The following is a 7281-nucleotide window of genomic DNA, read 5'->3' as shown; positions in this document are numbered from 1 at the left end:
TCAATATTAAACTTATGCTTACCACATAAGATTTTAAAAAACTATTATTATATAAGCAAAAACATCACCCAAGTGAAAGTGTGGTATTTGGTAATTAATATCTAATTTCACATTTCACTTGGGTGGCACTTATTTAAAATCTTTTTAAATTTTCTTAACCATATTATAACATAACAAGAAAAAAGCTAAATATTTAGAAAATAATTAAATATATAAAATGCAGTCTTATCATTTCTAACTTATGACAAGACTTCAAACAACTACCTTGAACTTGACATCTTTTTTGCTCTTTCTAAATTTCTTTTAAATATATCTTATTATTTTTTCCTTATTTTCTTTGAAAACAAAACCTTAAATATGTGATGCATAAGTCTTTTTTGAACAATATATACCTCACCCGTGGTATATATTACACAATATGGATAATGTCACATTTCACCTGGGTGGGAGACCTCCGAAAAAATCAATTTGTTTTTAAAACATACCCTCTATTGTATCTTGTGCTATCTTTATATACTATATGTTGTGGTGGCGATTTTTAAGGTATCATTTTTTCGGAGCTCTTGGTGGCACTTATTTAATAATGAGTATCTATAAACACTAATGCATAATTTTCGGGACTATCATATATTTCTTTTCTTTCCTCATCATCAACAAAGCTACCCCAAGATAAAGTATTAATAAAGTATGAGTTTTCATAAACTTTTCCATTTATCAACATCGCAATGTCATAAATAATATTTAATTCATGATTAAAAAAGTTTAACCTTTCTGAAAAAAGCTTTTTTATCTTTTCCTTATCTATTTTAATTATTAATGTATCATTATCATAATCTATAAATTTGCCTTTTAATCCTTTTATATAATCCACATTTTCTCCTTCAAAATACTCTAAAAATCTTCTTTCAGTATGCCTACTAAAGAATTCAAATTCCTTTAAGAATTCTTCTCTATTAAATTTTCCTGTTATACAAGATTCTGGATATTTTTCAAGCCACCTTCCTGCATCATCTGCTCTCCAGTCAAATATATCATTTTCATAGTTGTCTAATAAATATATAGCTTTGGTTATTGCTGTTTTAACTAACGTTTCTTTGTCCATTATTTTATAATCTTTGCCTATCTCTTTCTCTAAATCAACTAATATACATCTTAAAACATGCATTATTAACACCTCCTGTATATAATATAAACCAGCGCTTTAAGCACCTTGGTTTACTATAATTACAACGCTTTTAACTGTTGCCTTATAACATATGTTGCACAAGCAGTTTTTTCCAAAAATCACAGGACCATTTTTAGTTAAATTTTTCAATGCAACAAGTGTATCACACACATTTATCCCCACCCATAAAATATTAATTAAATTATTATGATTTCAAATTTAGTTAATATTAAAAAATTAATGCAGAACCCACCTGTCCGCATTAATTTTTTTGCATATTAATTGCACAAGAATCAATAGTTAATCAAATTTTTTGTAAAAATACGCAGTTTTATTATCAATTCCAATATGGTCCGATTTAAACCTATCTGATTGTGCCAAATTGTACGCGTCGATTAAGTTTCAATTCCAATATGGTCCGATTTAAACGAATTAAATATGTTAGAAAATCCTATGTTTTATGATTAGTTTCAATTCCAATATGGTCCGATTTAAACTTGCTTATGCAGTAAAGAAGTACGCAGGTTTCCTAAGTTTCAATTCCAATATGGTCCGATTTAAACTATCTTTTGCAGTAAGGACTGTATGCTTGAAGAATAGTTTCAATTCCAATATGGTCCGATTTAAACGCGACCCTGAAGTAGATGACCCCGCGGATTATATTGGTTTCAATTCCAATATGGTCCGATTTAAACATGTCGTCATACTCCCATACCCCTTCGTATATGAGTAGTTTCAATTCCAATATGGTCCGATTTAAACCTAAATTTGGTATAGCAAAAGGAACTGCTCTTGATAGTTTCAATTCCAATATGGTCCGATTTAAACAAAGCAAAACAAAAAGAAATTGAAAAAGAAAAGAAAGTTTCAATTCCAATATGGTCCGTCAATATTAAACTTATGCTTACCACATAAGATTTTAAAAAACTATTATTATATAAGCAAAAACATCACCCAAGTGAAAGTGTGGTATTTGGTAATTAATGTATAATTCACATTTCACTTGGGTGGCACTTATTTAAAAAATATGCTTACTAAAATTAAAATAAACATAACAGTAAAAATTCCCATTTGTATATTCAACCTTTTATTTATCTTTTCGATTTTTATATTAATATCAGCTTTCAATTCTTCTGTCTTATTTTTTACAACTTGTTCTATATCTGTTGATAGTAAATTACTTGTATTTCTTAATTCCAACTGTATATCTGATTTATTTTTTTCCAATTTTGATGCAGCTATCTCTTCAAATCCTAAATACATTTTTTTGTTTTCAGTATCTATTGAATGAATTGTGCTTATAAGCTCATTTTCTAATTGTTTATACATAATACTCAGGTCCTTATTAAATGAAATGTTTTCTTCTTGAATTTTTTTTATATTATTGTTCATATATTCTTGATTTTTGTTCAATGTATCATTAATTTCAAGTAATACTTTCTTTTGTATTTCTATTAAACTTATAAATTCTTTTTTTAGTTCTTCTATATCACTAATTACTTTAGAGTATTGTTGTTTGTTTGTAGATATTTCATTATTTATATCATTAATTTTATTTATAATATCTGATATTTTTTTTATGTTTTTAGCTTCTTTTTCTAATTCATTTATCGTATCATTTAATTTACTTACATCAACCATTTATCGTCTCCCCTATTCTTTTTAGTTTTTCTACTGATATTTCAATAATTTTATTAAGACTATAATAGTCTTTTAATTCAATATAAATTTTTTCTAATTTTTCAGGATAAACATCTATTAACATCTTACTAAGTTCTATTCTTGATTTTTCATTAAATAATTCTTTAATCTTAAATATTTCACTTAAAATCTCATATTTTTTATCTTTTTCATATTGTGATATCTCTTTCATTGCCAATTCTAATCTTATTCGACCATCTTGATTTTCAAATTCTCCTAATATTAACCTTAAAATACCACTTAAAAAGTTAAGCCCAGTATTATACCTATAACTTTCAAGCAATCTTGTTAGATTACCCTTCACATTTTTAATCTCTTCAATGTCAATGAGGATTTTATTTCTTTTATCTTGTGTATAGGTGTAAAATACTTCAAACCAAGATTTATGATCTAAAGGATTTTGGGCAATATAGTCCAGTAAATATGTGCTCTCTGTAAATTTAAAATACCTCTCAATTTCTTCTTTGAAGCTTTTACTATCCTTAAAATTATCACAAAGCTCTAATATATTCTTTATTGCTTGTCTTCTACTATAAACTATGTTGTCATAAATCCATTCTATTAATATATTAAAAATCTTTTCATATTTACTAAGAATGTTACTGTTATATATTTTTATATATTTTGAATACTTTTCATTATTTACCTTATTTAGATCTAAAGAAAATTCTTTATCATATCTTCTTATGTAGTATAACAATGCTTCTTCTGCTGTTTGTTCTGTATAATCACTAAAATATACTTTTATAATTTCCCTGCCTTTATTCCAACTTTCAATTGTCCAATCGTCAATTATTTTAACTAAACTTAGTCTATAAATTGCCTTTTGTACATCTGCAAATTTACCTATTTTTCTACATTCAATATTCTTTATTGTACCTGGTTCAGCGAAGTTTTCAAATATACTCATTACCTCTTTAAATTCTTCATCAGTACCTTTGTTGTTGGACAACCATAAGAAGAAAATTCTTAATACATCTTTTCCCTTAAAACCGTATTTTTGTTGTATTTCTTTTATTTCTTCTATTTTTGTTTGAGGATTAAACAACTTTTCTAACTCATTTTTTTCTATATTTTCTCTTGTGTATAGAACATAACAATCGGCCTTCTTTTTATCTCTTCCTGCTCTACCTGCTTCTTGATAGAGGGCTTCTAAAGAAGCTGGTAGACCAAAATGAATTGTATACCTTATGTTACTTTTATCTATTCCCATACCAAATGCTTTTGTAGCCACTAACAATGGGAACTTATTTTCTTTATATTCTTTTTGAACTCTCATTTTATATTTATCAAATTCATCCGAGTCTAATACAGGAATACCTTTTATCTGCGGTACTTCTCCTGAATACCATCTTGCATCTATATTAAATATCCTTGATAACTCATTAGCAATGCTATAACATCCAATTTTTCCATTTTTTAATAAAGTAAAGATTAATCCACTTTTTGTATTTAAACCATCAATTTTAAATATATCTTTTTCTCTATTTAAATTATTAAGAAGATCAATTAAAATATTTTTCTTATCTTCAATTTCTTCACTTTCGTGCTTATGTACAATAAAATTAAGTTCTGGTCTTGTAAATGAAGTAAGTGTCTTTATACTATCATTACCTATTTCAAATTCCTTCTTTAAATCCTCTAAAACAAATGATGATGCCGTAGCAGTAAGTCCTAATAACCAAGATGATGGACAATATTTTCTTATTGTTCTTATAAGATTTAAATAGGATGTTCTAAAATCGTGTCCCCACTCTGATAAGCAATGTACCTCGTCTATAACAGCGATAGCAATAGTTTGCTCTTTATTTAGTTTGTCTAAATAATCTCTAAACTCCTGTATTTGAAACCTCTCTGGAGAAATCCAAATAAAAAAGTATTTCCCTTCAGAAAATTCTTTTCCTATCTTGCTCTTAGTTTCAGCGTCTTGGTCACTACTAATATAGTTAGTTCTATCTATATATCTTTTATCTAAATTATCTTTTTGATCGTACATAAGTGATTTTATTGGACACACAACAAAACTAACACAAGGCTGTAAAAGTGCTGCTAATTGATAACATAGTGATTTTCCACTCCCTGTTGGTAAAAGTCCTATTGTGTCATTGCAGGATAATGCATTTATTATAATAGGTAGCTGTCCATCATTAAATTCATCAAATCCAAATATATTTTTTAGGAAAAATTTTAAAGCTGGAATGTCGCTCTCTTCACCATCATTAATTATTTTATACTTTATAGGATCTGTTGTATTAACTTCAAAATAATTAGCCTTATCAAAATAATCTGTTCTTACAAAAATAATTTCAGGATATTTTTCATTTTCATCAGTCCATCTTCTTAGCAAACTAAAGTTTACATTAATATACCCTTCTTTAAATTGAAATTCTGATTCATTACTATAAACTATTCTTACATCTGGTTTGTTAAATTGCAATTTCATAAGCTTACAAATGTTTTCTAACCATATAAATATATCTTCAAGTGCAATTTTTGCAAAATCTTTATCAACATCTAAACTCAAAATATTAAAACTCCAAATTTTATCATCCAATTTTAATATTTCTCTTTGAAGTAATTCTAAAATCAATGTCTGAAATCTCATTACTGCAGTAGCAAGAAGTGCCTTTTTTGTATATTCTTCTTTGTAATTTTGTTGGTTATAGTAATTTTCTTTATAGTAATTTAATATTTTATCAAACTGTTTTAATCTGCTCTTAATCTTGTCTATTTTATGTTGAATATTATTATTTCTTAGTTCAGTGGTATTTATCTCAATTGTTTCTATTCCAAATTTAGCTAAATATTCTTTTCTATTTTTATCATTTATCTTATTTATTTCTTCTAAATGTTGTTGTCCATTTATCTCTATGACAAGTTTTGCTTGCGGTAAATAAAAGTCTACTTGCTGGTCTACAAATTCTTGATTTATTTCATCTGTTATTTCACTAAATAAAACCTCAGGCACCATTAATTGCTGAACAAACTTATATTCTTCTAAATAGTTTGGTAAAATTTCTTCAAAAAAATATTTTGCAGGATAATCATTTTTTTCATCATTCCCTTTTATCGTTTTATACCAAACAGGAGGCTTACTATCAATAAGAACAATTCTTTTATCAAATTCCTGTAAGTTGTGCAATGGCCCTATAACCTCCTGTAGATATTGAGACATTATAGTTGGACATCCCCTATGTAATATATTTTTTATTACACAATAAGCTGGGTAATATTTGTTTCTTTCTTTTCTACTATTAGTTAAATTTTGTATTACGAAATTATGATTAGTATATACATAATTTGCCGTATATTTTTCCATCAAAACTCATCCTTTTCAATTATAAAAATTTATTTTTTACAATTTTAATTACATTCTACCATAATTATAAACTAATCTAAATATTTACAAAAAAAGTGCCCGTATATTATAAATACGAGCATAAAACTATATTATCCTTTCTTCTAAAATAATCTTGTTTGCCTCTGTAATTATTTGTTCATCTAACCTTTTAGAATTTTTTATAATTTCAAGTGCAAGTATTTGAAGATTCTCAGAAAATATTTTTTTTGCATTGTTTATTCTAATAATTTGCCCATCTATACTTTTTGCATTTTTATTTTCATTTAATAGTTTATTAGCAAAACTCTCGTTTGTAATTTTTCCTATATAACAATCCTTAAAATCATAATAGTATTTTATAAATATACTCTTACCTATAGAATTTAGCATCCTTTCCACCTTATGTTTGACGTCATCAATTTGATTTAAATCTATTGTATTTTGTTTTTTCTTCTGTGGCAAAACTGTAGGTGCATCTCCTGTAAATTTTGTTTTTTCTCTCATATATTATCATCATTTATCTTCATAATGTAACGTTTCATTTTATGGAACTTTCAAAATATGAAATACATTATTCCAATATGGTCCGATTTAAACCTAAAGCTCTACCATCAAGCAATATCTTCTTTATAAGTTTCAATTCCAATATGGTCCGATTTAAACGCACTATCCGCAGTGATAGTTCCTACCGCAAGTTTATGTTTCAATTCCAATATGGTCCGATTTAAACATATTTATTCCTACTCCTTATCCTTCATTAACTCAAGTTTCAATTCCAATATGGTCCGATTTAAACAAAGAATATTTCAAACGAGCCTGTCGAAATTAAAGCGTTTCAATTCCAATATGGTCCGATTTAAACCAGGCTCTATGCGTTTTTTTCTTCACCTTCAATTTTGTTTCAATTCCAATATGGTCCGATTTAAACCTGTTAGGGAAGTCGCATTTTTCAATGATTCTCCTAATATGAGTATCATATTTTTTTCGGGAACCTTCAGTCATTAAAAATTCCTTAGGAGGTTTACAAACTTTATTCCTCTATATACTAATATAACTTATTATTTCCATTATTTCA

5 protein-coding genes and 2 CRISPR repeat arrays are annotated in these 7281 nt (G+C 26.7%); all 5 genes read right to left on the bottom strand.

Translation table 11 applies throughout. The features are described from left to right. Window positions 1–577: 577 nt before the first annotated feature. Complete coding sequence (locus JG776_RS12285; protein ID WP_291967945.1) at window positions 578–1165, bottom strand: hypothetical protein; 588 nt, start codon at window positions 1163–1165, stop codon at window positions 578–580. Window positions 1166–1201: 36 nt separating this feature from the next. After that, window positions 1202–1336, bottom strand: a complete 135-nt coding sequence (locus JG776_RS12280; RefSeq protein WP_291967943.1) for a hypothetical protein — start codon at window positions 1334–1336, stop codon at window positions 1202–1204. Between the two features lie 160 nt (window positions 1337–1496). Next, window positions 1497–2059: direct repeats of the CRISPR family, unit length 31 nt; unit sequence AGTTTCAATTCCAATATGGTCCGATTTAAAC. A 120-nt stretch (window positions 2060–2179) separates the two neighbouring features. After that, on the bottom strand, window positions 2180–2806 hold the full coding sequence (locus JG776_RS12275; protein ID WP_291967941.1) for a hypothetical protein: 627 nt from the start codon (window positions 2804–2806) through the stop codon (window positions 2180–2182). Then, window positions 2799–6185: a RecQ family ATP-dependent DNA helicase gene (locus tag JG776_RS12270; RefSeq protein ID WP_291967938.1), complete on the bottom strand. Its 3387-nt coding sequence runs from the start codon at window positions 6183–6185 to the stop codon at window positions 2799–2801. Before JG776_RS12270 ends, JG776_RS12275 begins: the two co-directional genes overlap by 8 nt. A 126-nt stretch (window positions 6186–6311) precedes the next feature. After that, the gene (locus tag JG776_RS12265; protein ID WP_291967937.1) at window positions 6312–6710 is read right to left on the bottom strand and encodes a hypothetical protein; all 399 of its coding nucleotides are present in this window, start codon (window positions 6708–6710) and stop codon (window positions 6312–6314) included. Between the two features lie 63 nt (window positions 6711–6773). Then, a CRISPR array of direct repeats spans window positions 6774–7134; the repeat unit is 30 nt; unit sequence GTTTCAATTCCAATATGGTCCGATTTAAAC. Window positions 7135–7281: the final 147 nt, after the last annotated feature.

Origin of the sequence: Caloramator sp. (genome assembly GCF_020054765.1) — a bacterium.
Classification (GTDB): domain Bacteria; phylum Bacillota; class Clostridia; order Clostridiales; family Caloramatoraceae; genus Thermobrachium; species Thermobrachium proteoclasticum.
Note: the sequence above shows the minus strand (reverse complement) of the source record. Positions and strands in the feature narration are given on the sequence as shown.